Source organism: Pseudomonas fragariae (ex Marin et al. 2024) (genome assembly GCF_059621105.1).
This window is the reverse complement of sequence record NZ_CM184369.1, coordinates 5,276,764-5,301,091: the sequence shown is the minus strand read 5'-3', so window position 1 is coordinate 5,301,091 and position 24,328 is coordinate 5,276,764. Positions and strand designations below refer to the sequence as shown.

Below are 24,328 nucleotides of genomic sequence, written 5' to 3'. Positions count from 1 at the left end.
TCCTGATCAGGGCAACGGAGAGAAAGGACTGCGCCCTTCGGCGGTCTGCAGTTCAAGCAGGTATTTGCGGAAAATCTGCCCCAGTACCTGAGTGGCCACTTCGAGCTCGTCACGCGGCATCTTTGCCGACACTTCGTCGGCAGCGTCCAGCGCCTCTTCCGAACCGTTGACCGCGGCCATCTTCAGCACGATGTACGCCTGAATGTTGTTGGCCTGCACACCTTCGCCACGGCTGAACATCAAGCCCAGCTGGTACTGCGCCTGGGCATGGCCCTGCAGTGAAGCCTGCTCGAAATAATTCAGCGCCTGCGGCAAATCGCGAGGTGCATTTTTGCCCTCGTAATAGAACTCACCCAACTCGTACTGTGCCTGCGCGTCCCCACCCTTGGCGGCCTGCTGGCAGGCTTCAAGCGCTGCAGGCAGGTTCTCTGGCTGGGTATTGAGGGTGCAACGACCCATCGCCGGTACTAACAACGAGTTGCCGCCGGCAGTTGCCAGCAGGGGATAGACAAGCAACAGGCAGCCCAATACAAGGGTGCGGCCGGTGCGGTTCATGGGAGTCGACTTACCTCTGAAAAAGGTGCGGGCATGCCCGACCAGCTAAACGTGCTGGCTGCGCATTATGAAATAAGCAGAGCCAACCTTACAAAGTCTTTACGGATTTTCTGCTGCACGGCCTGAAAACACCCTTCTTTACGGGCGGATTACCTGAAACAGGGTTGTTGTCAGCGTGTATATGCAGCGTTCGCAGTGCATTGTAGAAGCAAAATGCATACTTAACGTTCAGTTTCATTTGCAGTCATCACTCGCGCCGGTTCACTGACACCCTGCGCGAGTGGTGCCTGAGGAGCTTATTTCAGCGCAGCGAATGCCTTTTCTGCGGCATCCAGGGTCAGTTTCAACTCGGCATCACCATGGGCGATTGAGGTGAAACCCGCTTCGAAGGCGCTTGGCGCGAGGTACACGCCGCCGTCCAGCATCAGGTGGAAGAAACGCTTGAAGCGCTCGGAGTCACTGGTCATCACGTCTTCAAACGTGACGATTTCGTCGGCTTCGCTGAAATACAGGCCGAACATGCCGCCGGCCTGGGTCGTCACGAACGGAATACCGGCTGCATTGGCGCGCTGTTGCAGACCTTCGAGCAGGCGGCGGGTGTAGTCGCTCAGTTCATCGTGAAAGCCGGGACGGCTGATCAGGCGCAGCGTGGTGAGGCCGGCCGCCATCGCCAGCGGGTTGCCCGACAGAGTGCCGGCCTGATAGACCGGGCCGAGCGGTGCGATGTGCGACATGATTTCGCGTTTGCCGCCAAAGCAGCCGACCGGCATGCCGCCACCGATGATCTTGCCGAAGGTGCTCAGGTCGGGCGTCACGCCGTAGTAAGCCTGTGCGCCGCCGAGGGCTACGCGAAAACCGGTCATCACTTCATCGAAAATCAGCACCACGCCGTGCTCGTCGCACAGCTCGCGCAGCCCTTGCAGGTAGCCAGGCGCCGGCGGCACACAGTTCATGTTGCCGGCCACGGGTTCAACGATGATGCACGCCACTTCCTGACCCACTTCGGCCAGCAGGTCACGCACGGCGTCGAGGTTGTTGAAGGGCACGGTCAGGGTGTGTTTCGCGAATGCTGCAGGTACGCCAGGCGAGCTGGGCACGCCCAGGGTCAGTGCGCCGGAGCCGGCCTTGACCAGCAGGCTGTCGGAGTGACCGTGGTAGCAGCCTTCGAACTTGAGGATGCTGTCGCGGCCGGTGAAGCCGCGCGCGAGGCGGATCGCGCTCATGGTTGCTTCAGTGCCCGAGCTGACCATGCGCACCATTTCCATGGACGGCACCAGTTCGCAGACCAGGTCGGCCATTTCGGTTTCCATGGCCGTCGGTGCGCCGTAGGACAAGCCGTGTTCCAGCTGGCTGCGCACGGCGTCGAGCACGTCGGGATGGCTATGGCCAAGAATCATCGGCCCCCAGGAGCCGACGTAATCCACATAACGCTTGTCGTCTTCGTCAGTCACGTAGGCGCCCGCAGCGTGCTTGAAGAACAGCGGCGTGCCACCCACGCTCTTGAAGGCGCGAACCGGCGAATTGACGCCACCGGGGATGTGTTTTTGGGCGTTGGCGAACAGTGTTTCGGAACGGGACATGATCGGGTCTCTGCTTTGAAGCGGGGAATTCGTGTCTACGCTGGGGTCAGCCGAGGCGGGCAGCTTCAGGGTGGGCTGCTTTATTGGGTGGCATGAGCCAGAGAAGGCGCAGGAACGCGCACTATATCAAATGAAGCGCGGCTGCGAATGAGGATCCACGTACTTGTGGGAGCGAGCTTGCTCGCGAAGGGGGCAATGCAGGCCCCGAAAATAGCGGGTCTAAACCATCGCCTTCGCGAGCAAGCGAAGCGTCGCCCGGCTCGCGCCCAAAACTATTCCGCTCTACAACAACGCCGTGAAAGCTTTCGCCCGGCGCGTCACTTCCTGAGTATTTTCAGCGCCGAACAGGCCGTGCACCACGGCGAGCAGGTCGGCCCCGTGTTCGACCAGTTGCGGTGCGTTCTCCAGGGTAATGCCGCCAATCACCGCAATCGGCAGGTGGACCCTGGCACGCACCTGAGCGATCAGGTCCAGCGGCACGGCCGGGGCGCCGGGTTTGGTCAGGGAGTTGAAGAACCTGCCAAATGCCACGTACGTCGCGCCGTCAGCCTTGGCTTGCTCGGCCAATTCCACGCGGCCATGACAAGTAGCCCCGACAATCGCCTTGTGCCCGAGCAGGGCGCGGGCATCGGGCAGCGAGCCGTCGGACTGTCCCAAATGCACGCCCACCCCCAGCCGCGCAGCCAGTTCAGCGTCATCGTTGATGATCAGCCGGGTCTTGTAGCGTTCGCAGAGCTTGAGCAGTTCGGTCGCTTCGCGCAGGCGGCGGGACTCGTCACTGTTCTTGTCGCGGTATTGCAGCAGCGTCACGCCGCCGTCCAGCGCCGCTTCGACGTACGACAGAAATTTTCCGGACAGCAACTGGCTGTCGGTGATGGCATACAGGCCACGCAGTTTCATGAATCGACCCTCATGGCGATGTGTTACGAGCAAAAATCCAGCGGCAGCCGACGTGGCACGAATTGCCCCCGGCCCAACTGTTCGGCATCCCTCAGCGTTCGCCAGGTGTAGTCGAGTGCCGACTTCACCGCGCTGACCAGCTCCTGCCCCTGGGCGATCCGCCCGGCCAGTGCGCTGGCCAGGGTGCAGCCGGAACCGTGATAGCTACCGGGCAGACGTTCGCAGACGAAGGTGTGGGTCTGGCCGCCGCGCAGGTACAGGCGGTTATGGATTTGCTGTTCATCACCATGACCGCCAGTGATCAACAGATATTCACAAAACGGCAGTAGTTTGTCAGCGCACTCATCCGCAGTACCTTCGGGCAGCTCGGCAAGAATGCGGGCTTCCGGAAGGTTCGGCGTGGCGATGGTCGACAGTGGCAACAGGCGTTCGCGCATGGCGTAGCCGACCTCGTCCTTGCCCAGTCTGCCGCCGCCGCCAGCGCGTAACACCGGATCACAGACCATGGGCAAGTGCGGGTGAGCCAGAAGCAGATCGACGACCGTATCGACCATTTCCAGTGAGCCGAGCATGCCCAGCTTGACAGCTGCTACGCTCGAATCGTTGAGGACTGCATTGGCTTGCGCCATCACCCATTCGCGATCCAGCACGCGGAAATCACTGACATTGACGGTGTCTTGCACCGTAAGCGCGGTAACGACCGGAGCGGCATGGCAGCCTTGGGCGAGCAGGGCTTCTATATCGGCCTGCATACCGGCACCGCCACTAGGGTCGTGGCCGGACAGGCAAAGGACTACGGGGCGGGAGCTATAGATATTCATGGTGCGCGAGCTTATCACTAAACCTTTCGCGGGCCGCTCGGGGGGGCCGGTTTTTTCTTGCGGATCGAGGTCAGTCGGCGACGACGGCAGGCTCGACAAAACCTTAAAAAGTACTCATGTTTGCTCTGCAGTCACCGATATAGAGCTATTGCCTTGATTTTGATCGCGATACTGTCTTTCAGCTATTAGCGGCTATGCTTGAGTGGCAAGGCTGACAAGTGACAGCTCGGGCTTTTACTGATGTCTGCCGGTATATGTGCACGTTCAATGGTGTGTTTGAATCATTAGCCTGTTTCAAGGATAGAAATTTGCGGGACGTCGTAATCAATGGATGGATTGAACGCGACGACCTACCTTGGGGCTTCAATGCGCTATCTGTTGATCATTCTGGCTCTTTGGCTGCCGTTGCAGAGTCATGCAGTCGAGTTTGATGAAAACACTCGTTTTCTGCCGCTGGGCCGTGCCATTCAGGTATTCGAGGACCCCACCGGCGAGGCGACCATCGAAAGCGTCAGCGCTGCCGCTCATGCCAGTGCCTTTAAGCCCGTGCCTCCAGGAACCTTCAACGCCGGCTATTCGCGTTCTGCCTTCTGGCTGAAGGTCGAGCTGACCTATCGCCCCACAGATGCCAGCATCCATAACGACTGGCTGCTGGAACTGGCCTATCCGCCAATGGACCACATTGACTTCTACGGCCCGGATGCCGACGGGCAGCCCACTCGCGCCTGGCATACCGGCGATATGCTGCCGTTCTCCAGCCGTCAGTTCGCCCAGAACAACTACCTCTTCCAGCTGGACCTGCCGCCTGGCCAGACGCGAACCCTGTACATGCGTATTCGCAGCGAAGGCGCTGTTCAGGCACCGCTCTACCTCTGGTCTACCCACGCCTATATGGATGCGCAGCCCACCAAGATTTACGTCTTCGGTCTGATCTACGGCGTGCTGCTGGGCATGCTGGTCTACAACCTGTTCATCTACCTCAGCGTTCGTGAGGTGGATTACCTGTATTACCTGCTGTATGTCGCCTCGTTCGGGCTTTACCAGATGTCGATCAACGGCGTTGCGATCGAATACCTGTGGCCTGACAGCCCGTGGTGGGCGAATGCGTCGACCCCCTTCCTGATATCGCTGGCGACGTTATTTGCGTGCCAGTTTTCGCGCAGCTTCCTGGGCACGGCACAACTGAGCCGCTGGCTGGACCGGCTGTTGCTGGCGGTCATCGGCGCTGCCGTTCTGGTCATGGGTATGGCCTTGTTCCTCAGCTACGGGCCAGCCTTGCGCGGCGCCGCTCAACTGGTCATGGCAGGCGCCCTGACGATCTATCTGGCGGGTATCATTGCGGTCATAAAAGGCGAGCGGGTCGGGCGCTATTTTGTGCTCGCCTGGTCGGTGTTCATGGTCAGCGGACTGATCTTCGGCTTGATGCTGCTTGGCTATCTGCCCAATACCTTCCTGACCATGTACGCCTCGCACATCGGCACGGTGCTGGAAATGGCGTTCCTGTCGATGGCGCTGGCCGACCGTATCAACCACGCCCGCAGGCAGCAGGCGCAAACCTTGCTGGCTGCCGGTCAGGATCTGGAGCGTCTCAACCAGCAACTGGCCAACAGCAACCGGCTGAAGGATGAGTTCCTGGCCACGCTCACCCATGAGCTGCGCACGCCGATGAACGGCGTGATCGGGTCGCTGGAAGTCATGCAGACGCTCGACATGGACGACGAAGTCGAGATGTATCAGCAAACCGCCGCCAGTTCGGCACGCGACATGATGAGCATGATCAACGGCATCCTGACCCTCACCGAGTTGCAGGCCGGGGTGCTGTATGCCGACTGCGAGGCGTTTTCGCCCAAGGATCTGGCCGACAGGCTGCGTGAACGCTTCAGCGGTGCGGCTCAGTCCAAGGGCCTGATATTGACACTTGATCTGGACGATAAACTGCCGCCGAGCCTTCGTGGCGACGCGGGCAAGCTCTACCAGTGCATCGAGTGCCTGGTGGACAACGCGATCAAATTCACCCGAAAAGGCGCAGTGCAGGTGCGTTTCAGTGGCCATCCGCAAGACCTGGAGCGCCTGTACCTGCGGGTCGAAGTGATGGACAGCGGTATCGGTTTGAGCTGCCTTGACGAAGCCGGGCTGTATCAGCATTTCTTTCAGGTCGACGGCTCCATGACCCGTGAGTACGGTGGGCTGGGCATCGGTCTGGCGATCTGCCGGAAACTGATCGAGTTGCAGGGCGGCGAACTGAGTCATCGTTCCGAACCCGGCAAAGGCAGCTGTTTTACGCTGAGTGTCCCGATGCTGATGGTCGTACCGGGCGCAGTGCGCAGGGCGCCTGAACTCAAGGCTCAATGGGGCATATAAGCGGCCTTATAGCGCCATCAGCTTAAAGCGCCGACCGTTAGGCGGCTGCGGTACTTTTGCGAGGGCCGGGTGCGTGATTCACTGTGTGCATATTGCGTGTGTATGCAGGCAGGAGATGACTCATGAACCCGAATCAATTCGCCGAAACCCACGAAGTCACCAATCAACCGCCGCCGCTGGACGGGGCAAACCTTTACCGTATCGACGTGCCGCTTCAGGAGTGGAGCAGCCGATTCGGTGCGGGCTGGGCGCAGCCGCGTATCGACGCCTATGGTGCGCTGGCAGGAGGTCCGCTGATGGCGGCGGGCTTCCTGGCCAACCAGCACAAGCCCGAGTTTGCCAGCCATGACCGCTCCGGGCATCGCATCGACCTGGTCGAATTCCACCCGGCGTATCACCAGTTGATGAGCACGGCCATCGCGCATGGCATCCCGTCGTTGCCGTGGACCGAGCCGCAGCCCGGTGCTCACGTGGCGCGTGCGGCCATGAGCTATCTGCACACCCAGGCTGAGCCCGGCAGCGGCTGTCCGCTGACCATGACCTTTGCCAGCGTGCCTGCGCTCAGGCTGCAGCCGGATCTGGCTGAAATCTGGCTGCCCAAGGTGCTGTCGACTGAGTACGATCCGCGCAATGTGGGCATTGCGCACAAGAACGGCGCGACCATCGGCATGGCCATGACCGAGAAGCAGGGCGGCACCGACGTGCGGGCCAATACCACGCGTGCGTTTTCGGTGGGGGCCGGCGGCCCCGGCCAGGCCTACGAACTGGTCGGGCATAAATGGTTCTGCTCTGCACCCATGTGCGATGCCTTCCTGACCCTGGCGCAGACCGACAAGGGCCTCAGCTGTTTTCTGCTGCCACGCCACCGGCCTGATGACACGCGTAACGAGTTCTACATTCAGCGCCTGAAAAACAAGCTCGGCAACTGGTCCAACGCCTCCAGCGAGGTCGAGTTTCGCGGCGCGCTGGCATGGATGATCGGCGAAGAAGGGCGCGGCGTGCCGACCATCATCGAAATGGTCGCCATGACCCGTTTCGACTGCATGATCGGCTCCAGTGCCCTGATGCGTCAGGCGCTGACTCAGGCGACTCATCATTGCGCGCACCGTGCGGTCAGTGGCCGGTTGCTCGCCGAGCAGCCGTTGATGCAGAACGTGCTGGCTGACCTGGCACTGGAAAGCGAGGCCGCGCTGGCCCTGACCCTGCGTGTGGGGCGCGCGCTTGACCACCTGGATGATGATCACGAAAAGCGTTTTGTGCGCCTGGTCACCGCAGTGGGCAAATACTGGATCTGCAAGCGCGCCCCGGCCATGATCAACGAAGCCGCCGAGTGCCTGGGTGGCGCCGGTTATGTCGAGGACAGCATTGTGCCCCGCTTGTACCGCGAAGCGCCGGTCAACTCGACATGGGAAGGCTCCGGCAACGTGCAATGCCTGGACGTGCTGCGAACCCTGTCCAAGGAGCCCGGCGCACTCGATGCGCTGTTCGACGAGCTGGGCGACGGGCATGGCGACCCGCATCTGGCGGCGCACATCGGCTCGCTCAAGGCCGCGTTTCAGGACACCGGCGACATTCAGTATCGCGCCCGCCAGTTGACCGAAGACATCGCCATCGCCTTGCAGGGCAAGCTGCTGCTGGAAGCGGGTAACGCGGCGGTCAGTGACGGCTTCATTGCCGGTCGGATAGCCTCCGGCGGGCGGGTGTATGGCGCATTGCCCACGGGCGTTGACGTAGAAACATTGCTGCAAAGGTCCTCGCCGCAGGTGGCATGAGCACGCGAACCCGTTACGATGCACGTCTGCAAGATCAGACAGGACATGAATCGTGACCCAAGCCTTTGTTGTTGTCGACACCGCCGAGCAGGCTGTAGAACGGCTCGCCGAGCTGCATGAACGCGCTACCAGTGCGTTGAGTCAGGCGCTCAAGCGCTACCTGAAAGACCGCGTCGAACCCACCGCCGAAGAGCGCGCGCAATTCAGCTACCCGGAACTGCGCCTGATCTACAAATGCCAGGGCGAAGTACCGGTGACCACCCGTGCCTACGCCAAGGTGCAGCTGCCGGGCACCTACAGCGTTACCGTCACGCAGCCCAAAGCCTTCAAAAAGTACCTGCTCGAACAGCTCGTTCCGCTGATGAACGATTTCACCGTGACGGTCGAAGTCGGCATGAGCGAGCAGAGCATTCCTTATCCTTACGTGGTCGAGCAGGGCGATGAACTGGCCGGCACGGGTGTCACCGCTGCGGCGCTGGCGCGGGTGTTCCCGAGTACCGACCTGTCGGCCGCCACCGATGGCATTGCCGACGGCCTGTATGACTGGGCCAATGTCGACCCGCTGCCACTGGCGCTGTTCGACGCTGCGCGGGTGGATTTCTCGCTGCGCCGTCTGGTGCATTACACCGGCAGCGACTGGCGCCACGTACAGCCGTGGATTCTGCTGACCAACTATCACCGCTATGTCGACCAGTTCATTCTGCACGGCCTGGAAAAGCTTCGCGAAGACCCGCGTTTCGTGCGCATGGTCCTGCCGGGTAACGTGGTAGTCGACAAGAGCATGGGCCAGGACGAAGCCCAGGCCATCGTCGCCAGCGTGGTCTGGCACCGCTATCAGATGCCGGCCTACCACCTGATCGCCGAAGACGGTCATGGCGTGACGCTGGTCAACATCGGTGTCGGCCCGTCCAATGCCAAGAACATCACCGATCACCTCGCTGTACTGCGTCCGCATTGCTGGCTGATGATCGGTCACTGCGGTGGCCTGCGTCAGTCGCAGACCATCGGCGATTACGTGCTGGCCCACGCCTACATGCGTCGCGACGGGATTCTCGACCGTGTGCTGCCGCCGCATATCCCGATTCCGGCCCTGGCCGAAGTGCAGCTGGCCCTGCAGGAGTCGGCTGCGCAGATTACCGGCGAACGCGGCGAAGAGCTCAAGAAGCGCCTGCGCACCGGCACGGTGTTGACCTATGACGACCGTAACTGGGAACTGCGCTGGGCGCAGGAACGTCCGCTGATCAACCTGTCGCGCGCAGTGGCGGTCGACATGGAAAGCGGCACCATCGCCGCTCAGGGTTATCGCCTGCGTGTGCCTTACGGCACCTTGCTGTGCGTATCCGACAAGCCGTTGCACAGCGAAATCAAGCTGCCGGGTTCGGCGAATGCGTTCTACGAACGTGCGGTGAGCCAGCACTTGAAGATCGGCATCGCTGCGCTGGACCTGCTGCGCACCGAGCTGAACTCGCTGCACTCACGCAAATTGCGCAGCTTCGACGAGCCGCCATTCCGTTGATGGCTTGCCGTTAATAGATTGGTATTTGCACGAAGGGCCACTAAAGTGGCCCTTTCTGTTTGCCGATTGCCGAATTCTCATGTCCCGCACCCAACGCCCCGTTTCCCGCCGTCCTGCCTCCAAACCGGCAGGTGCTGCCCGGCGTGTCGCCAAAGCACCACCGGCCGAGCCCAGGCTGATCCTGTTCAACAAGCCTTTCGACGTGCTGACCCAGTTCAGCGATGAGGAAGGGCGGGCGACGCTCAAGGACTTCATCAAGATCCCTGGCATCTATCCGGCCGGGCGTCTGGACCGCGACAGCGAAGGATTGCTGTTACTGACCAACGACGGCCAGTTGCAGGCGCGCATTGCCGATCCGAAACACAAGCTGGCCAAGACCTACTGGGTGCAGGTCGAAGGCGAGCCGAGCGATGAGCAGTTGCAGCAGCTGCGCGACGGTGTCCAGCTCAACGACGGGCCGACCTTGCCCGCCGAAGCGCGGCAGCTTGATGAACCGCAACTCTGGCCGCGCAACCCGCCCGTGCGCTTTCGCAAGAGCGTGCCGACAAGCTGGCTGGAGCTGGTGATCAAGGAAGGGCGTAATCGGCAGGTGCGGCGCATGACCGCTGCCGTCGGCTTGCCGACCCTGCGGCTGGTGCGGGTCAGGATTGGCGACTGGACGCTGGAGGGCCTGGATCAGGGCCAGTACAGGGAAGTCGCCGCAAAACTGTGAAGCCGGTGTTGGCTCAGTTGCGCAGGTGAGTCAGCGGCATTTCGGTGCTGGCCAGCACCTGATTGAGAACAAAGCTCGATTTGACGCTGGTCACGCCTTCGATGCGGGTCAGATGGCCCAACAGCAGTTTCTGATAGTGATCCATGTCCGGCACCACCACTTTCAGTTGATAGTCCGCGTCCATGCCGGTCACCAGGCTGCATTCCAGAACCTGAGGCAGGTTGCGGATCTGCTGCTCGAAATTCTCGAAGCGCTCGGGCGTGTGCCGGTCCATGCCGATCAGCACGTAGGCGGTCAGGTTCAGACCCAGTTTCTTGCGATCCAGCAGGGCAACCTGGCGCACGATATAACCGTCGTCTTCCAGTTGCTTGACCCGGCGCGAGCAGGGTGACGGTGACAGACCAATGCGTTCGGCCAATTCCTGGTTGGATATGCGTGCGTCCCGTTGCAATTCAGCCAAAATGCTCAGGTCGTATCTGTCGAGCTTGCTCACGATGCACCCCGTTATCAATTCAATTGCGCTGGATTATTCATCTGAAGTCAAAAATTGCGCAAGTAATGTTTTAATCCGCAATATTAGCAATCTTCTGCCTTAGCCTCAGGCCTATTCTTTTAAACAGAATCACTGCCCGGACACAGCGTCCAGCGCGACCCGCCGAATCAGGCCAGTCGCGGCCTCCCACCCGACAGGGTGTGTCAGGCCCCCGGGCTACATACTGTCCAGAAGACGGCATGAGGTGAGCCAGCGTCAAAAGCGCTGCGCCAGGACGAAGTATCTCAAGGGGGCCATATGGTCCCCTTTTCTTTGTCTGCTGATAAAGTGCGCAGAACGGCGCTACGCTTAAACAGTCTTAATGACGTCAACCCGCGCTCTAGTGAGGAAAGCATGAAATCTGGCATCTGGCAGTTTGCGGGTGTAAGTCTGTTGTGTCTGAGCATCGGTGCTCAGGCGCTGGCCGACGAACGTGATGAACCACCGCGCAATCCGCTTTACGGCAGCCCTGGTGAAAACGCGCAGCAGCGTCAGCAGCAACAGCAGCGTGCTCAAGAGCAGAACAACCAGCAGCGGCAGATCCAACAGCAGCAAAACCAGCTGCGCCAGGTCGAGCGTCAGCAGCAACAGCAGATCAACCAGCAGCAGAACAATCAGCAACGCCAGATTCAGGAGCAGCAGAATCAGCAGCGTCAGGTCGAGCGTCAGCAACAGCAGCAGATCCAGCAACAGCAGCTTCAGCAGCGCAACATCGAACGCCAGCAGCAACAGCAGATCGAGCAGCAACAGCGCGATCAGCAGCGCCAGATTCAGCAGCAGCAAAACCAGCAGCGTCAGCAGTTGCGCCAGGCTCAGGACAACCTGCCGATCCAGAGCGGCCCGAAAGAGGCGTGGCAAACCCAGCCGCCGCGGCAGGGCTATTACCAGGACATTCCACGCGGCAACAACCGCAACTGGCAGGCCGGCAACGGTCGCCCGAATGACCGTTGGGAAGGGCGTCCCGACGGGCACGGCAATGGCTGGGGGCCAGGTCCGCAATATCGGCCTGGCTATGCGATAGATCGCGTACCGGGTGGCTACTCGCGTATTCCCTATCGTGGTCAGGACTATTACTACTCGGGTGGCTACTGGTATCGCCCGCAAGGCCCGCGTTATGTCGTGGTGACACCGCCCTACGGCGTGCGTGTCAGCAGACTACCGTCCTACTCTCAGGAAGTATGGATCGGCAGCAGCCTGCTGTTTCTGGCTGCCGGGACCTATTACGCCTACCAGCCGGACAGCCAGGACTACGTGGTGGTCAATCCGCCGCAGAACGAAGCCGTGTATCAGGCTCCGCCGGCCGAACAACAGAGCAATGGCTACGATCCGGTGGCCTACCCTGCCAACGGGCAGAGCCCGCAGCAGGTCGAGCTGGATAAATACCAGTGCTACCGCTGGGCTGCGGAGCAAAGCGGTTTCGACCCGGCCAATGTCACCAGCCAGCCACCGCCTGACGTGGTCGATCTGTATCGTCGCTCAATGGGCGCGTGCCTGGCGGGGCGGGGCTACACCGTCAACTGATATCGGTCAGGCACTGGCCTGTTTGACGACTTCCTGAGGGTCGGCGTGTACCAGCACCTCGGCCTTCGGGAATTGCTTGTGAATGGCGTCAGCCACCTGATCACAAATGGCGTGGGCGACCGACAGCGTCAGGCTGCCCGGCAGCTCCAGGTGCAACTGCACAAACCAGTGATTGCCGGAGATTCGTGTACGCAGATCATGCGCACCAAGCACGCCCGGCACTTCGCATGCCAATGCCAGCATTTGAGTGCTGACATCGGCGGGCAACTCCGCATCCATGAGCACCGATATGGTTTCGCGGGCGATCTGAAAGGCGCTCCACAAAATATACACCGCGATGCCCAGACCAAAATACGCGTCCAGCCGCTGCCAGCCGAAATACGCCAGCGTCAGCGCCACCAGGATGCTGGCGTTAAGCAGCAGGTCTGAACGGTAGTGCAGCGAATCAGCGCGGATCGCTGCCGAGCCGGTCGCCTTGATCACCCGGTATTGCAGGGTGAGCAGTGCGATCGTCAGCGCGATGGAAATCACCATCACGACCATGCCCATTAGCGGCGCGCCCAGCGGTTCCGGGTTCTGAATGCGCTCGACCGCCTGAACGGCAATCAGCACACCACTGACGGTGATGAACAACGCCTGCGCCATGCCCGACAGCGCTTCCGCCTTGCCGTGACCATAGCGATGATCGTCATCGGCAGGCCTGAGTGCGTAGTGCACCGCCAGCAGGTTGAGGAACGAGGCTGCGCCATCCAGCAGCGAGTCGGTGAGGCCGGCCAGCAGGCTCACCGAGCCGCTCAGCCACCAGGCAACGCCCTTGGCCAGGATCAGCGTCGTGGCAACCGCCAGCGAGGCCCGTGTCGCCAGACGCAGCAGTCGGGAATGTTCGGCAGTGGTGCTCATGACGCTTCCTTGAACGGGATCGATATCAGGCGGCAGGGACCAGGCCCAGTGCTGCCAGTTGTTCCACACTGCCTTTGTGCTGGATCAGGCGTGGATCGTTCAACGGCAGGGAACGGCCCAGCTCGGTTTCAATGATGGCCTGCAGCTTGGTGTTGTCGACGCTGCCGTCAGCCTTGAGCGCTTTTTGCAGCTTCTGCGGATCGATCTGCGCGTGCTCGCCGGGCCCGTAATAGATCGCGCCAGTGGCGAAGTCCACCGCAAACGCAATCACGCCCGGAACGATATAGAACAGCAGCGCAAAGGCATCCAGCGCCGCAATGGCCGGGTCAACCTTGCCATCGATCTGACCACGACGATCAGGATAGAAAATACTGCCGCAGGCGGAAATCTGAGTCAGCAACGTGGCGACCAGAACGCCACCGATCAAGCGAGAAGGAATGCGCATGGAAAGCTCCTGAGATGAAGACGGCAACTATACAAGGCAATGACTGCAAGGCTAAGACTATTGAGTGATGGCGTGGTTCTGCGCTCGTGAAGTTAAACCCAATGGGACGCGGAGCATTCTGAACTGCAGAATCGCAGGGCCCTGAGCGGGCGTTGAAGATTATCGAATGTGAGATCGGCCAGGAAAACAGCTCCATCGCCAATGCCTCTTACCGACCACGATTAACATCTGGTTTACTGTGTCGCACGATAATTACAAAAACCCAGGAGTCATGTATGCAACCGATTCGTCTCGGTCTGGTGGGCTACGGCAAGATTGCGCAGGATCAACACGTCCCTGCGATCCACGCCAACCCTGCGTTTGAGCTGGTGGCCGTGGCCACGCAAGGCCAGCCGTGCGCCGGGGTAGAGAATTTCAAATCCCTGGGCGAACTGCTTGCGAGCGGGCTGCAGGTTGACGCGATTGCGTTCTGTACGCCCCCGCAAGGTCGCTTTGCCCTGGTGCAAGAGGCGTTGGCGGCCGGCAAACACGTGCTGGTCGAGAAGCCGCCGTGCGCGACCCTGGGTGAGGCGATGGCGTTGGTGGCCCAGGTGCAAGAGCAGGGCGTCAGCGGTCTGTTCGCCTGGCATTCGCGTTACGCGCAGGGTATCGAAGCGGCGCGTGAGTGGTTGTGCAGCCGCACCCTGCAGAGCGTGCAGATCGACTGGAAAGAAGACGTGCGCAAATGGCACCCCGGTCAGGCGTGGATCTGGCAGCCCGGTGGCCTGGGCGTGTTCGATCCCGGCATCAATGCCCTGTCGATCGTGACCCACCTGCTGCCACTGCCATTGTTCGTCGAGTCTGCCGAACTGCGCGTGCCGAGCAATTGCCAGTCGCCTATCGCCGCGTCCATCAAGATGTCCGACACGCGCCATCTCGATATTCGCGCCGAGTTCGATTTCGATCATGGTCACGACGAACTCTGGAGCATCGAGATTCGCTGCGCCGAAGGCACGTTGCGCCTGGACAACGGCGGTGCACTGTTGAGTATCGATGGCGTGCGCCAGGCTGTTTCGGAGGAGGGCGAGTACGCCGCGGTGTATCGCCACTTCCAGCAGCTGATCGGCGATACAGCCAGTGACCTGGACCTGCAACCGTTGCGGCTGGTCGCGGACAGTTTTTTCGTGGGCAGTCGGGCATCCGTTGAACCGTTCTACGACTAAGAGCCTCTCAGGTACAGGTGGGGGCAAACCGCGTTGCGCGCCCCTGCATACGTCAGCCTGACAAGAGAGCAGAAATTGGACACAAAACAGCCTTGGCCTTGCAGTGAGCAGGAGTTGGTAGAAGTACGACGGTTCAATAAAACCCTCGCGCGGATGCCGCGTTTCCAGATTCGCAATCGCGTCACGCCCCGGCTGATTCAGGCGCTGTTGCGCGCAGCTCAGATCGGCAGCGCCCTGAAACCGGGAGGGCATGACCTGCGCATCGAGAAAAGAACGGTCAGTTCGGATAACGTACCGGTGCCCGTGCGCATCATCCGCCCCAAAGGTAAACCCCGGGGCGTGGTGTTCGACATCCACGGCGGCGGATGGGTGATCGGCAACGCGCAGATGAACGATGATCTCAACGTCGCCATGGTCAATGCCTGCGACGTGGCCATTGTTTCGGTTGATTATCGACTCGCTGTGACAACCCCCATTGAGGGCCTGATGGAGGACTGTTTTTCTGCCGCCTGCTGGCTGTTGGGCAAAGACTGCGAAGAGTTTGCCGGCCTGCCGGTTATCGTGGTCGGCGAATCCGCTGGCGGGCATCTTGCGGCAGCCACCCTCCTGAAATTGAAAAACCGACCTGATCTGCTCGAGCGGATAGTGGGTACGGTGCTGTACTACGGCGTCTACGACCTGACGGGTACCATGAGCGTGCGTACCGCAGGGCCCGAGACACTGGTGCTGGACGGTCCGGGCATGGTCGGCGCCATGCGCGCGCTCACCCCTGATCGAAGCGACGATAAACGCCGTGAACCGCCATTGTCACCACTGTATGGCGATTTGACCGGCCTTCCGCCCGCACTGATGTTCGTCGGAGAGATTGACCCGCTGCTGGATGACACACTGCAAATGGCCGAGCGCTGGGCCAACTCGGCAGAGGTCGAAATGCACCTCATGCCCGAGTCGCCGCACGGCTTCATCCACTTCCCGACCACGTTGGCGCGCAAGGCGCTGGCGCGCAGCCGCGAGTGGATCAATGAGCGGATCGATGCGCTGGGTTGAGCCCGCCGCTCAACCTATTTCCGCGACCCACTTCGATACCGGGTCGCCACTGCTCAAGCCCGGCTGCACAAGACCGTCGATCATGAAGGTCGGCGAGACGTGTATGCCGTTCTGGCGAGCGTATTTGGCATGCCATTTCACGGCCTGTTCAAGCTCGGGATTGGCGAATGCCTCCGCCAGCGCCAGGCCGCTGTAACGCTCGATACGCGCGATGATGTCGTTGGGCGTCGCGTCCATGTTCGGGCCGCTGGCATGGTGTTCGAACTCGAATTCTTCACGGTGCGACGCAACCGCCGTCATGACCGCCTTGGCGCTTTGCTTACCGCCTTCAAGGGTCGCAGCCGCCAGAATGCAGCGCACGATGACACCCGAAAACATGTGCCAGGGCTGCGATTGCAGGCGGATTTTGACCGTGACCCTGTCTTCTCCGGCCTGAGCCAGCAGCTCATCGAGTTTGAAGAAGGCCTTCACCGAGAAGGGGCAGGTCGGCTCAAGGAAGACTTCGAACAGACGAGGCCCGCGGCCCCAGGAAAGTGCGTCTGAATGCATGGTCGTTTTACTCCCGTCGATGGTTGTACACAAGGCGCGCTGTGCGTAGGCACTGGAAGTGTTTTCCCGAACACCTCTCGTTCCTCACGCTCCGCGTGGGAATGCCGTTGGTGACGATCCGCGTCACACATTGCAGCGTTGACGCCTGAACTGCGGATCATGCGGGTTGGAGAGCCGGTTCGGGCATGAGTTCGATTTTCACGCCAGCAACGCGGTAATCCAGCGGACCTGTTGCGCAACGTCCTGCAGCTTCTCTTCGTTCACCGCTTGCTGCGCGCGTTCGAAGTTGTGCAGCGTCTTGTGTTTCTTGCCCAGCAGACGTTGCCACTTGAGCAGAAACGCCGGGCTGCGCGCCTGCATCTGCAGCGGGCCGAAATACAGCTCCTCAGCCGTGTACTTAACGGGGCCTGTGCGTTCGGCGACGATGATTTCGTAGTCGAAACGATTTTCCCGCAGCACCTCTTCGCTGACGATGCGGTAGTCATGCTCCATCAGCCAGAGGCGCAACGGCTGCTCGCCGCCGTTGGGTTGCAGGATCAAGCGTTCCTGACCGCTCAGGCGCGCCTTGCCCGCTTCAAGGATGTCGCGAATCGTCTCACCGCCCATGCCGCAGAGACTGATCGCTGTGATCGCGTCTTCCGCTTCGATCGCCGCCAGACCGTCGGCCAGGCGCACGCTGACCTGATCCTGCAGATCGTTCTCGCGCACGGTACGCTCGGCTGCGCAGAACGGCGTCAACGCCACCTCGCCAGCCACCGCTGCCGCAATGACGCCACGGTTCAGCAGCGCCACCGGCAGATAGCCGTGATCCGAGCCGATATCGGCCAGTCGTGCACCGGCTGGCACATGCGTCGCCACACGCTCAAGGCGCATGGACAATCTCTGTTCGTTCAACGGCAACCCCTTCCACCCCAAACGCCCGACAGCATGGCCGGGTCCGGGCGCGATTCTGTAGAGCAACGCGGCGCATTTCAACTTTCCACGCCAAAGCCCACGGCTCGACCCCCATCTTTCGCTCGCGTAGGCTTGGCGTTTTCCATCCTTTGCAAAGCAGAGAACCCATGGCAAACGCAGACATCACCTTCACCCCCGATCCCGACCCGGAGTCCATCTCCTCGGACGTCGCCGACTTCAACGGCGTGCTGGTCAGCACCCAAATCCCCACCCACCCCGACGGCAGCCTGGAACTGGGCGGCATCACCGAGCAGAGCGAGTGCACCCTGCGAGCCCTGAAAGACGCCCTCGAACGCGCCGGCAGCTCGATGGACCGGGTCATGCACCTGACCATCTACCTCACCGACATGGCCGATCGCGCAGCCTTCAACGAAGTGTACAAACGCTTCTTCAAAAAACCTTGGCCCGTGCGCGCAGCGGTGGGCGTGGCGGCGTTGGCGGTTGAAGGGATGCGGGTGGAAGTGACGGCGATGGCGGCCAGGGCGGGCTGACCATTATTCGCCAACCTGGCTGATGCTCGCGTCAGTGCTCTGCACCTGTGCAGAGTTGCACATCCCGTGGAACCGGATCTCGTTGCTTGCCACCAAGGCGGTATGAGTTTCCGGAGAAGCAGATGATCAACCTCACCACCCTTGCATCTTCGTTGGCGCGAGTGGCGCTCAGCGATTCGACAAAGCCAACGATAGACCGCGCGATGAACGTCGTCAGCCATATCGCTGGCAAAGTGGCGTTGCAGGTCAACAGCTCATTGCTGGAGCAGAAAGGCCGGCTCAACGAGCGCCAGCAGAAAGGCCTCGAGGTGATCCTCGACGCATTGCTCGGCAAGGAACCGGTGACCCATGTCGAGACGCACGAAGGGGGAGGCCGATTCAATCTGGCGCGAGCTGCCTTCGACGTGGCCAGCGTTGTCTGGGAGCGCGACCAGTCGATGCGCAACGTGATGAGCTTTTTGGGCATCAATGATAGCAAGGGCAACCTGCTGTTCTCTCTGGGCAAGACGCTGGCCGACGCGATGGCCAGGCCCGAACCCGAGCATGGCAAGCACAACAGTGAGGCGAACTACGCATTCTTCTCCAGCAACTTGAAGCTGAACAAACTGATGAATGACATCGCTGACCAGGTGATCAACGAGATTCGTCAGCAGAACACCGATCGCGTGCGACGACCCACACCGGGCCCATCCTGGAGACCTGAAAGTACTCAACAGCAAGCACGCCCACAAACGCCTCCAAGCGCTCGCCCCCAGGCCAATAGCGCGCCGCCACCGCCGAAAGCCCAGCCCGATGCGGGCGCTCAGCGGCCGTCAACAGAGCGGCCCCCCAAAACAACCCCCGCTGGCGCGTCCGCGAAGGTGGACGATTCCGCCCCCGCCAAACCACCCGTCAAACAGTTGTACGAGCACTTGGGCCTCTCGGACATGACGGCGGACCTCTCCGCAGTCAAAAAGGCTTACAAGAAGGCCGCGTTGAAGTACCACCCTGATAAAAACATGGGCAACGCGGCGGAGGCGAATGAGCGTTTCAAAGTAATTTCAAATGCGTTCAGGATTTTGTCCGATCCAGAATTGCGCAAGAAATACGACAATGGCGTTATTGATGAGAACGGTAACGAGTTCAAGACCTGACTTTTCGGCGTGAGGCATGCTGGCGGCAGTGTTATTGAGCAGTGGGCTCCACGCGCAAGTAGCCCCGATAACTAAACGCTGCTCTTCGTTGATCACACTGAAAAGCGTTCTTCTATTGCCTCGGAAAAATGCGTGCAGTTTATTCGCGCAAAACGCTGGTAGTCGCGCGACACCGAGAACGCCGAGCCCGGCATCAGCAGGATCTTGTGTTGTTCAAGTTTCTTTATGAAGGGCTCCAGGTTAGGGATGTCCGAGTGATAGGCCCAGATGAACATGCCGCCCTGCGGTGCTATATCGAATTGCCAGCCTCTTGCTCGCAGGGCGCGTTGAGTCTGGACCTGCTGGCTGATAAGCCTCTGTTGAACATCCTGCATGTGCCGGGCATAAGTACCGTCCGCAAGAATGGTGTTGACGAACCGCTCGCAGAACGCTGGAACGGCAACGCATGTCAGGAGTTTCAAGCGTGTCAGCGGCTCGATGAGCTCTTGCGAGCAGGCGATATAACCCACGCGCAGCGAAGCAGAAAGGCATTTGGAAAAACTGCCGACGTAGATCACACGATCCAGATTATCCAGTTCGGCAAACGTCTGGCGGACAGTGGGGCTGAAGTCACCATAGACATCATCTTCGACCACAAAGAACTCGTGCTCTACAGCAAGACGCAGAACCTTGAAAGCATTGTGCGGGCTGATGTTGCTGCCGGTCGGATTGTGGAAGGTGCTATTGCAGAAGAATGCTTTGACCGTGTGCTTCGCCAGATAACTCTCCATCTCGGCAATGTCCGTCCCGTCCTGAGTCCGCTTTATACCCACAACATGTCCGCCCGCCAACTGAATCAACCTGATCAGGTTGCCATTGCCCGGCTCGTCCACGAATACATGGTCACCGGGCTTGATCAATAGGCGGGCAACCAGATCCAGGCCCTGCGTTGCTCCCAGGGTGGTGAGGATCTGACTGGGTCTGATGTCGATACGGGTGAGACGCTTCAGGTGAACGCAAAGCTGTTTACGCATCGGGAGATAGCCGGAAATGTCGCCGTATTCGGCCAGCGAACTTTGCTCCAGCCGCGCCGTGCGTCGAATGGCCTTGGCCAGCAATTCGGTATCTCGCCATGCCGGTGGCAGCCAGCCACATCCCAGCTTGGTGTAGTGCGGCCCTGCCTGTAGCAGCCTGAACAGTGGGTCGGCGCTCATGCACTCTATTTCCCGCACGTTATCCACATGGGTGACATGACTGCTCACAAAGTAACCGCGTCCGGGAGAAGCCGACAGCACACCTTCACTCACCAGGCGAGCATAGGCCGAGACGGCATCGTGGTAGCTCGCTTCGGCAGTCAAGGCCAGCTTCCTTATCGACGGCATACGTTGTCCAGCCAGCCACTCGCCTGATTCAAGGCGCTGTTTCAGCGAGTCATAAAGGGCATCAACGCTCATAAGCACCCGGCAAACTGATAGGAAAAACACCCTAACAGTTAACTGTAAAGCTTGTCGACTGTGCGCGCTTGTGGGGTGGGTGAGTGCGATTATGCGCTTGCTGGCATTTGAGCCAGCAGGGCGTCAGCTGCGCAGAAGCCCCTGAAATCAGAGACTGGATATCGAGATAATGCCAAATATGGACATACGATCAGTACCTTCTTCCCGACTCGCCGTCGCAGGTGGTCAGGAGTCGTTTCAACTGGTCAAGAACCTTGTCATCGCAGCATTGCTGGAATGCTGTTCTGTAGAGGAGTTCAATGAATTAAAAGAAACCCTTCTCATTGAGTACGTTACCGAGCAGTCGCACGAGGATCTATTGATGTTCGCGCGCAAGGACCCGGCCTCTTGCGGCGATCCTTTGGTCATTGCAAGGACTTACACGTCCTTCGCAGCGGTAATGCATTACCGCCTGGCCCACTGTGTATACCAAAATGCAAAAAGAAGCTGTAACTCCCACGAACAGTCTCTGGCAGCCATCATTTCCAGGCGAGGAAAAATGCTCTCTGGCGCAGAAATCCATTTCCGCTGCAGCATAGGTGCTCGACTTATCATCGATCATGGGTTCGGTACTGTAATTGGCGAGACCGCCATAATTGGCGACGACTGTTATATTCTCGGAGGTGTAACACTGGGAGCCAGAGGTATCAGCAGTAATCCTTCGATACCGCGTCATCCTAAAGTAGGCAGTCGCGTGCAGATAGGCGCTTTTTCAAGCGTATTGGATCCGGTGAACATAGGTGACGATGCATTCATTGGACCGCGCTGTATCATCACCCAAGACGTTCCCTCGGGTGCTCGAGTGCAAGTGAAAACATCACTGCAGGTGGTAATTGAGCAATGATCGCCACGACTCACGATGTGTTGCGTAACACGGAAAAACTGTATTACAAGGATCGGTACTTGGGGTCTACAAATACCAAAGTGACGCGGTTGTACCCAGACGCTATTGAGCTTGATTGTACGGTTGCCTACCCCGAGGGAGGTGGGCAGGAAGCTGACTTCGGTACTATAGAATTACCCATTGGTACCGTGCGATTTGTCTGGGTAAAAAAGCTCTACGGCACCCCCATTCACCTGGAAGGCTTCAAGGGCGGAAAGTTAGGCGGAGTTATCCTCCATATGATACATCCTGAGGATCTTCACCTCCTTGACTCAATAAGTGAAGGCATGGCTGCTCTGATTAGAATTGATATTTTGCGTCGCGAACGATTGAGTCTATCTCACAGCGCTAGCCATTTTCTGTATGCCGCTGCCACCAGCCTGAGCGAGGAACTAAAGCAGTGGACCATCGGCTGTCACATTAAAGAAAACTCGGCACGCTTTGATTTTCTTGTTGAAGAGTCCTTTAGCAGCGATGACATCAGTGAAATAGAACGACTCGCAAATGAGTTGATCGCCCACGACGACGTGATCAAGAGCTATACGGTCTTTGATGTTGAGGATGCGCGCATGTGGAGTTACCAAGGCATCGAGATTCCCTGCGGTGGCACTCATCTCGTTAATCCTAGTGCCATAGGCCGCCTGAACGTACGTCGAAAAAGGTTGGGTAAAGGTAAAGAACGACTGATCTGTGACTTTCCCAACGCTGAAATTGATTTGTCCCCCTATCATGAGCGCGCCCTACGATGAGTACGCTTCCGCGACGCACCTATCTGTATTTCATCGCGCAATCCATTAACCTGACCACCGCTGTAATGTCCGTGACCATGGCCGCTATTGTCGGCTCCGCACTGGCACCTGAAGCCCGTTTTTCAACGGTGCCGTATGGTTTACAGTTCCTGTTCCTGATGCTGGCCACATATCCCGCTTCCAGGCTGATGAGCCGGATCGGTCGGAAAAAAGCCTTCATGTTTGGCGCCATACCTCTGGTGGCATCCGGCTTGAGTGGCTTCTGGGCAGTCGAGCACCAGCATTTTCCGATGCTGATGTTTAGCCATTCGGCACTCGGGGTTTATATCGCTTTTGCCAACTTCAACCGATTTGCTGCAACCGACAACCTTGATCAAAAGTTAAAGCCCAAAGCCATCTCTCTGGTTGTAGCCGGTGGGGTTATCGCCGCCGTGGTGGGACCGACACTGACTGAGGTGCTCAGGGACTTGGGCGGCTACTCTCTATTTTCATTGTGCTACGCCTCGTTCATCGGTCTGGCTGTACTATCTTTTCTGGTCACCGTTTGCCTGCCTGACGATCCGGTGATGCCATTAGTTTCCAGAGGAAGCCCAGAGACCAAGCCGCCGCAAGTGATGACGTCGACGATGTTGATCGCTATGTCTGTTGCCGCAATAGGCTACGCAATCATGAACGTGCTGATGATTCAGGCTTCAATGCACATGAAGCACATGCACGAGGATTTTTCGGATGTGCGCTTGGCGATCCAGTGGCATGTGATAGCGATGTTTGCTCCGTCTTTTTTTACGGGGGCAATTATCCAGAAACTAGGGATCAAAACCACCCTCTGCTTGGGCGTCCTCATGCTGGCCGGCTGCTCAGCCATAAACATGGGATCAAGCTCTTACGGCGCCATGGTCTTCGCTCTGATCATCCTTGGCTCAGGCTGGAATCTAACCTATGTGGGAGGCGGAGCTCTGTTGGCTCAAGCCCTTCAGAGCAGCTCGCAAGCCTTGCGCATGCAGGGAAAAAACGACCTTGCTATCGCTGTTTTCGCAACGATCGGTGCGTTTACTGCTTCGCTGTTGCTTAGCACGGTAGGCTGGTTTGGTACCAACGCTATTTGTATTGGGCTATGCATCTTTTTGTTAGCTGTAATTGTTGCGCTGTTGGATCAAAAAAAAACGGGCCACGCCATGGAGGGAGGCATTAAATGAGTGTGCTTATCAGAACTCATGATCGAGTTTTAACCAAGCTGGAAATGAATAACCCAGGAGGTAGTCACAAATATCGCGCAGCTAATTTAATTGTAAAAAATGCGCTACGCAATGGGAAAATTATTCCTGGTATAACTACTGTAATTGAAAAGACGGGTGGCAATTTTGGTTTTGGTCTGTTATCTGCCTGCCACGCGTATGGTATTCCGGTTGAACTGGCAGTTGGCCTCGGTTTTAGTCAGACCAAAAGAGATTTGTTGGAATGCTTTGGTGCCAAATTGATTGGTAAGGATATGTTGATCGCAGGCGCATCGCCGAGGGATGTCGTTGCCCATCATTTGGAGCATCAGGTCGAAATGGACAAGTGTTACTACTATACCGATCAGTTTAATAACCAAATCGGGATCGAGGCATATCGCTACCAGACTGCATTTGAGCTTGCCTGCCAATTAGAAGAAGCTGAGGCCGACAAAGAGCTTTTGTTTATAGGCTGCGCAGGGACGGGGGCGAGCTTTACCGGTATTACCTTGGGCTTGAAGGACAATGGTTTCGATGTATCTACTGTCTTGGTCGACCCCTCGGGTTGCGACTCCAAGAATGGTGTTTTTTCAGACCATCGTTTTGAAGGGATGGCGGTTGGCCTCTGCCCACCCTTTCTGGACTGGTCCTTGGTAAACAGATGCTATCAAGTCGAACATGGCGAGATGCTGGCAGCGCAACGCGGATTCTATATTCAGAGCGGTACTTTTGTCGGCAATACCGCAGCGGCATGTCTGGCAGTCGCTCAGCGTCTTGCCTGCCTTCCGGAATACGCAGAGACCACGTTGGTGACAATCGCTTATGACAACGGGCTCTGGTATCAGGATTTACAAAGGTCAGTGGCATTAAGTGCAGCTTAGTGACGTTTATGTAAGGCTAGAAAATCGTCTAGAGTTATGGGGTGTCAAATTTTTAAGAAGCGTGAGTAGAGAGAGGGCTTTCTAAAGCGTTATGCCAATACTCTCCCTGATTCCCCAACCCCACCCCGGTATACTCCC

Annotated in this window: 24 protein-coding genes; 13 read left to right on the top strand and 11 right to left on the bottom strand. The window is 58.8% G+C overall.

The annotated features are described in order from the left end of the window. Window positions 1-6: 6 nt before the first annotated feature. The 4 genes from AC54XV_RS22870 to AC54XV_RS22855 all read right to left on the bottom strand — a co-directional run bounded on the left by AC54XV_RS22870 (window position 7) and on the right by AC54XV_RS22855 (window position 3,856). Window positions 7-555, bottom strand: a complete 549-nt coding sequence (locus tag AC54XV_RS22870) for a tetratricopeptide repeat protein (protein WP_003399809.1) — start codon at window positions 553-555, stop codon at window positions 7-9. Between the two features lie 296 nt (window positions 556-851). Next, on the bottom strand, window positions 852-2,135 hold the full coding sequence (hemL, locus tag AC54XV_RS22865; RefSeq protein ID WP_496717233.1) for a glutamate-1-semialdehyde 2,1-aminomutase: 1,284 nt from the start codon (window positions 2,133-2,135) through the stop codon (window positions 852-854). Between the two features lie 282 nt (window positions 2,136-2,417). After that, on the bottom strand, window positions 2,418-3,035 hold the full coding sequence (gene thiE, locus AC54XV_RS22860; RefSeq protein WP_003368782.1) for a thiamine phosphate synthase: 618 nt from the start codon (window positions 3,033-3,035) through the stop codon (window positions 2,418-2,420). A 23-nt stretch (window positions 3,036-3,058) separates the two neighbouring features. After that, window positions 3,059-3,856: a hydroxymethylpyrimidine/phosphomethylpyrimidine kinase gene (locus AC54XV_RS22855; protein ID WP_003399814.1), complete on the bottom strand. Its 798-nt coding sequence runs from the start codon at window positions 3,854-3,856 to the stop codon at window positions 3,059-3,061. A gap of 366 nt (window positions 3,857-4,222) precedes the next feature. Here AC54XV_RS22855 and AC54XV_RS22850 point away from each other — a divergent pair, with 366 nt between their 5' ends. From AC54XV_RS22850 to AC54XV_RS22835, 4 genes are all read left to right on the top strand, one after another. Next, window positions 4,223-6,217, top strand: a complete 1,995-nt coding sequence (locus AC54XV_RS22850; RefSeq protein ID WP_024651239.1) for a sensor histidine kinase — start codon at window positions 4,223-4,225, stop codon at window positions 6,215-6,217. A 122-nt stretch (window positions 6,218-6,339) separates the two neighbouring features. Next, window positions 6,340-7,989: an acyl-CoA dehydrogenase family protein gene (locus tag AC54XV_RS22845; RefSeq protein WP_496717232.1), complete on the top strand. Its 1,650-nt coding sequence runs from the start codon at window positions 6,340-6,342 to the stop codon at window positions 7,987-7,989. Window positions 7,990-8,041: 52 nt separating this feature from the next. Next, complete coding sequence (gene amn, locus AC54XV_RS22840; RefSeq protein ID WP_003399822.1) at window positions 8,042-9,505, top strand: AMP nucleosidase; 1,464 nt, start codon at window positions 8,042-8,044, stop codon at window positions 9,503-9,505. A gap of 79 nt (window positions 9,506-9,584) precedes the next feature. Beyond that, window positions 9,585-10,217 (top strand): pseudouridine synthase, encoded by a 633-nt coding sequence (locus AC54XV_RS22835; RefSeq protein WP_003399826.1) that lies wholly within the window; start codon window positions 9,585-9,587, stop codon window positions 10,215-10,217. A 13-nt stretch (window positions 10,218-10,230) separates the two neighbouring features. Here AC54XV_RS22835 and AC54XV_RS22830 read toward each other — a convergent pair whose 3' ends face one another. Together AC54XV_RS22830 and AC54XV_RS22825 are read right to left on the bottom strand one after the other, a co-directional pair. Further along, window positions 10,231-10,710 carry an Lrp/AsnC family transcriptional regulator gene (locus AC54XV_RS22830; RefSeq protein ID WP_002555305.1) on the bottom strand — a complete coding sequence of 160 codons (480 nt, stop codon included), beginning with the start codon at window positions 10,708-10,710 and terminating at the stop codon, window positions 10,231-10,233. Window positions 10,711-11,058: 348 nt separating this feature from the next. After that, a complete protein-coding gene (locus tag AC54XV_RS22825; RefSeq protein WP_003399829.1) occupies window positions 11,059-11,607 on the bottom strand; it encodes a hypothetical protein in 549 nt (182 codons plus the stop codon). Here AC54XV_RS22825 and AC54XV_RS22820 point away from each other — a divergent pair. Beyond that, window positions 11,551-12,270, top strand: a complete 720-nt coding sequence (locus tag AC54XV_RS22820) for a DUF6515 family protein (protein ID WP_024642077.1) — start codon at window positions 11,551-11,553, stop codon at window positions 12,268-12,270. The two genes, AC54XV_RS22825 and AC54XV_RS22820, sit on opposite strands and share 57 nt — an antisense overlap. A gap of 6 nt (window positions 12,271-12,276) precedes the next feature. Here the strand turns inward: AC54XV_RS22820 and AC54XV_RS22815 are convergent, their stop codons facing one another. Together AC54XV_RS22815 and pmcY are read right to left on the bottom strand one after the other, a co-directional pair. Next, window positions 12,277-13,170, bottom strand: coding sequence for a cation diffusion facilitator family transporter (locus tag AC54XV_RS22815; protein WP_058398966.1), 894 nt, complete (start codon window positions 13,168-13,170; stop codon window positions 12,277-12,279). A gap of 25 nt (window positions 13,171-13,195) precedes the next feature. Beyond that, window positions 13,196-13,615 (bottom strand): periplasmic Zn2+ metallochaperone PmcY, encoded by a 420-nt coding sequence (gene pmcY / locus AC54XV_RS22810; protein ID WP_003340868.1) that lies wholly within the window; start codon window positions 13,613-13,615, stop codon window positions 13,196-13,198. Window positions 13,616-13,890: 275 nt separating this feature from the next. Here pmcY and AC54XV_RS22805 point away from each other — a divergent pair, with 275 nt between their 5' ends. Together AC54XV_RS22805 and AC54XV_RS22800 are read left to right on the top strand one after the other, a co-directional pair. Further along, a complete protein-coding gene (locus AC54XV_RS22805; RefSeq protein WP_058398965.1) occupies window positions 13,891-14,817 on the top strand; it encodes a Gfo/Idh/MocA family protein in 927 nt (308 codons plus the stop codon). A 75-nt stretch (window positions 14,818-14,892) separates the two neighbouring features. Then, a complete protein-coding gene (locus AC54XV_RS22800) occupies window positions 14,893-15,864 on the top strand; it encodes an alpha/beta hydrolase (protein WP_058398964.1) in 972 nt (323 codons plus the stop codon). A gap of 9 nt (window positions 15,865-15,873) precedes the next feature. Here AC54XV_RS22800 and AC54XV_RS22795 read toward each other — a convergent pair whose 3' ends face one another. Together AC54XV_RS22795 and AC54XV_RS22790 are read right to left on the bottom strand one after the other, a co-directional pair. After that, window positions 15,874-16,413 (bottom strand): DsbA family protein, encoded by a 540-nt coding sequence (locus AC54XV_RS22795; RefSeq protein ID WP_032654215.1) that lies wholly within the window; start codon window positions 16,411-16,413, stop codon window positions 15,874-15,876. A 198-nt stretch (window positions 16,414-16,611) separates the two neighbouring features. Next, window positions 16,612-17,307 carry a tRNA (adenine(22)-N(1))-methyltransferase gene (locus tag AC54XV_RS22790; RefSeq protein WP_283107745.1) on the bottom strand — a complete coding sequence of 232 codons (696 nt, stop codon included), beginning with the start codon at window positions 17,305-17,307 and terminating at the stop codon, window positions 16,612-16,614. Window positions 17,308-17,474: 167 nt separating this feature from the next. Between AC54XV_RS22790 and AC54XV_RS22785 the strand changes: the two genes are divergently transcribed. Beyond that, window positions 17,475-17,858, top strand: a complete 384-nt coding sequence (locus tag AC54XV_RS22785) for a RidA family protein (RefSeq protein ID WP_011268968.1) — start codon at window positions 17,475-17,477, stop codon at window positions 17,856-17,858. Window positions 17,859-17,980: 122 nt separating this feature from the next. Then, window positions 17,981-18,991, top strand: a complete 1,011-nt coding sequence (locus AC54XV_RS22780; protein WP_058398963.1) for a J domain-containing protein — start codon at window positions 17,981-17,983, stop codon at window positions 18,989-18,991. Window positions 18,992-19,083: 92 nt separating this feature from the next. On the opposite strand, the gene AC54XV_RS22775 is transcribed toward AC54XV_RS22780, so the two are convergent. Continuing rightward, a complete protein-coding gene (locus AC54XV_RS22775) occupies window positions 19,084-20,424 on the bottom strand; it encodes an aminotransferase-like domain-containing protein (protein WP_003399849.1) in 1,341 nt (446 codons plus the stop codon). A gap of 169 nt (window positions 20,425-20,593) precedes the next feature. Between AC54XV_RS22775 and AC54XV_RS22770 the strand changes: the two genes are divergently transcribed. Genes AC54XV_RS22770 through AC54XV_RS22755 form a run of 4 tightly spaced genes read left to right on the top strand, consistent with a single transcriptional unit; the run spans window position 20,594 to window position 24,190 of the window. After that, window positions 20,594-21,307: a serine O-acetyltransferase gene (locus AC54XV_RS22770; protein WP_058398962.1), complete on the top strand. Its 714-nt coding sequence runs from the start codon at window positions 20,594-20,596 to the stop codon at window positions 21,305-21,307. Then, window positions 21,304-22,095 carry an alanyl-tRNA editing protein gene (locus AC54XV_RS22765; protein WP_003399853.1) on the top strand — a complete coding sequence of 264 codons (792 nt, stop codon included), beginning with the start codon at window positions 21,304-21,306 and terminating at the stop codon, window positions 22,093-22,095. Before AC54XV_RS22770 ends, AC54XV_RS22765 begins: the two co-directional genes overlap by 4 nt. Continuing rightward, window positions 22,092-23,291, top strand: coding sequence for an MFS transporter (locus AC54XV_RS22760; protein ID WP_058398961.1), 1,200 nt, complete (start codon window positions 22,092-22,094; stop codon window positions 23,289-23,291). The genes AC54XV_RS22765 and AC54XV_RS22760 overlap by 4 nt, the downstream gene beginning before the upstream one ends. Continuing rightward, window positions 23,288-24,190, top strand: coding sequence for a pyridoxal-phosphate dependent enzyme (locus AC54XV_RS22755; RefSeq protein ID WP_058398960.1), 903 nt, complete (start codon window positions 23,288-23,290; stop codon window positions 24,188-24,190). The genes AC54XV_RS22760 and AC54XV_RS22755 overlap by 4 nt, the downstream gene beginning before the upstream one ends. Window positions 24,191-24,328: the final 138 nt, after the last annotated feature.

What these genes read in the sequence shown, in the direction of transcription:
- AC54XV_RS22780 (WP_058398963.1), top strand. Translation starts at nt 17,981, where the DNA reads ATGATCAACCTCACCACCCTTGCATCTTCGTTGGCGCGAGTGGCGCTC.
- AC54XV_RS22775 (WP_003399849.1), bottom strand. Translation starts at nt 20,424, where the DNA reads ATGAGCGTTGATGCCCTTTATGACTCGCTGAAACAGCGCCTTGAATCA.
- AC54XV_RS22815 (WP_058398966.1), bottom strand. Translation starts at nt 13,170, where the DNA reads ATGAGCACCACTGCCGAACATTCCCGACTGCTGCGTCTGGCGACACGG.
- AC54XV_RS22845 (WP_496717232.1), top strand. Translation starts at nt 6,340, where the DNA reads ATGAACCCGAATCAATTCGCCGAAACCCACGAAGTCACCAATCAACCG.
- AC54XV_RS22870 (WP_003399809.1), bottom strand. Translation starts at nt 555, where the DNA reads ATGAACCGCACCGGCCGCACCCTTGTATTGGGCTGCCTGTTGCTTGTC.
- AC54XV_RS22805 (WP_058398965.1), top strand. Translation starts at nt 13,891, where the DNA reads ATGCAACCGATTCGTCTCGGTCTGGTGGGCTACGGCAAGATTGCGCAG.
- AC54XV_RS22765 (WP_003399853.1), top strand. Translation starts at nt 21,304, where the DNA reads ATGATCGCCACGACTCACGATGTGTTGCGTAACACGGAAAAACTGTAT.
- AC54XV_RS22835 (WP_003399826.1), top strand. Translation starts at nt 9,585, where the DNA reads ATGTCCCGCACCCAACGCCCCGTTTCCCGCCGTCCTGCCTCCAAACCG.
- AC54XV_RS22795 (WP_032654215.1), bottom strand. Translation starts at nt 16,413, where the DNA reads ATGCATTCAGACGCACTTTCCTGGGGCCGCGGGCCTCGTCTGTTCGAA.
- AC54XV_RS22755 (WP_058398960.1), top strand. Translation starts at nt 23,288, where the DNA reads ATGAGTGTGCTTATCAGAACTCATGATCGAGTTTTAACCAAGCTGGAA.
- hemL (WP_496717233.1), bottom strand. Translation starts at nt 2,135, where the DNA reads ATGTCCCGTTCCGAAACACTGTTCGCCAACGCCCAAAAACACATCCCC.
- AC54XV_RS22850 (WP_024651239.1), top strand. Translation starts at nt 4,223, where the DNA reads ATGCGCTATCTGTTGATCATTCTGGCTCTTTGGCTGCCGTTGCAGAGT.
- pmcY (WP_003340868.1), bottom strand. Translation starts at nt 13,615, where the DNA reads ATGCGCATTCCTTCTCGCTTGATCGGTGGCGTTCTGGTCGCCACGTTG.
- AC54XV_RS22770 (WP_058398962.1), top strand. Translation starts at nt 20,594, where the DNA reads ATGCCAAATATGGACATACGATCAGTACCTTCTTCCCGACTCGCCGTC.
- thiE (WP_003368782.1), bottom strand. Translation starts at nt 3,035, where the DNA reads ATGAAACTGCGTGGCCTGTATGCCATCACCGACAGCCAGTTGCTGTCC.
- AC54XV_RS22855 (WP_003399814.1), bottom strand. Translation starts at nt 3,856, where the DNA reads ATGAATATCTATAGCTCCCGCCCCGTAGTCCTTTGCCTGTCCGGCCAC.
- AC54XV_RS22785 (WP_011268968.1), top strand. Translation starts at nt 17,475, where the DNA reads ATGGCAAACGCAGACATCACCTTCACCCCCGATCCCGACCCGGAGTCC.
- AC54XV_RS22760 (WP_058398961.1), top strand. Translation starts at nt 22,092, where the DNA reads ATGAGTACGCTTCCGCGACGCACCTATCTGTATTTCATCGCGCAATCC.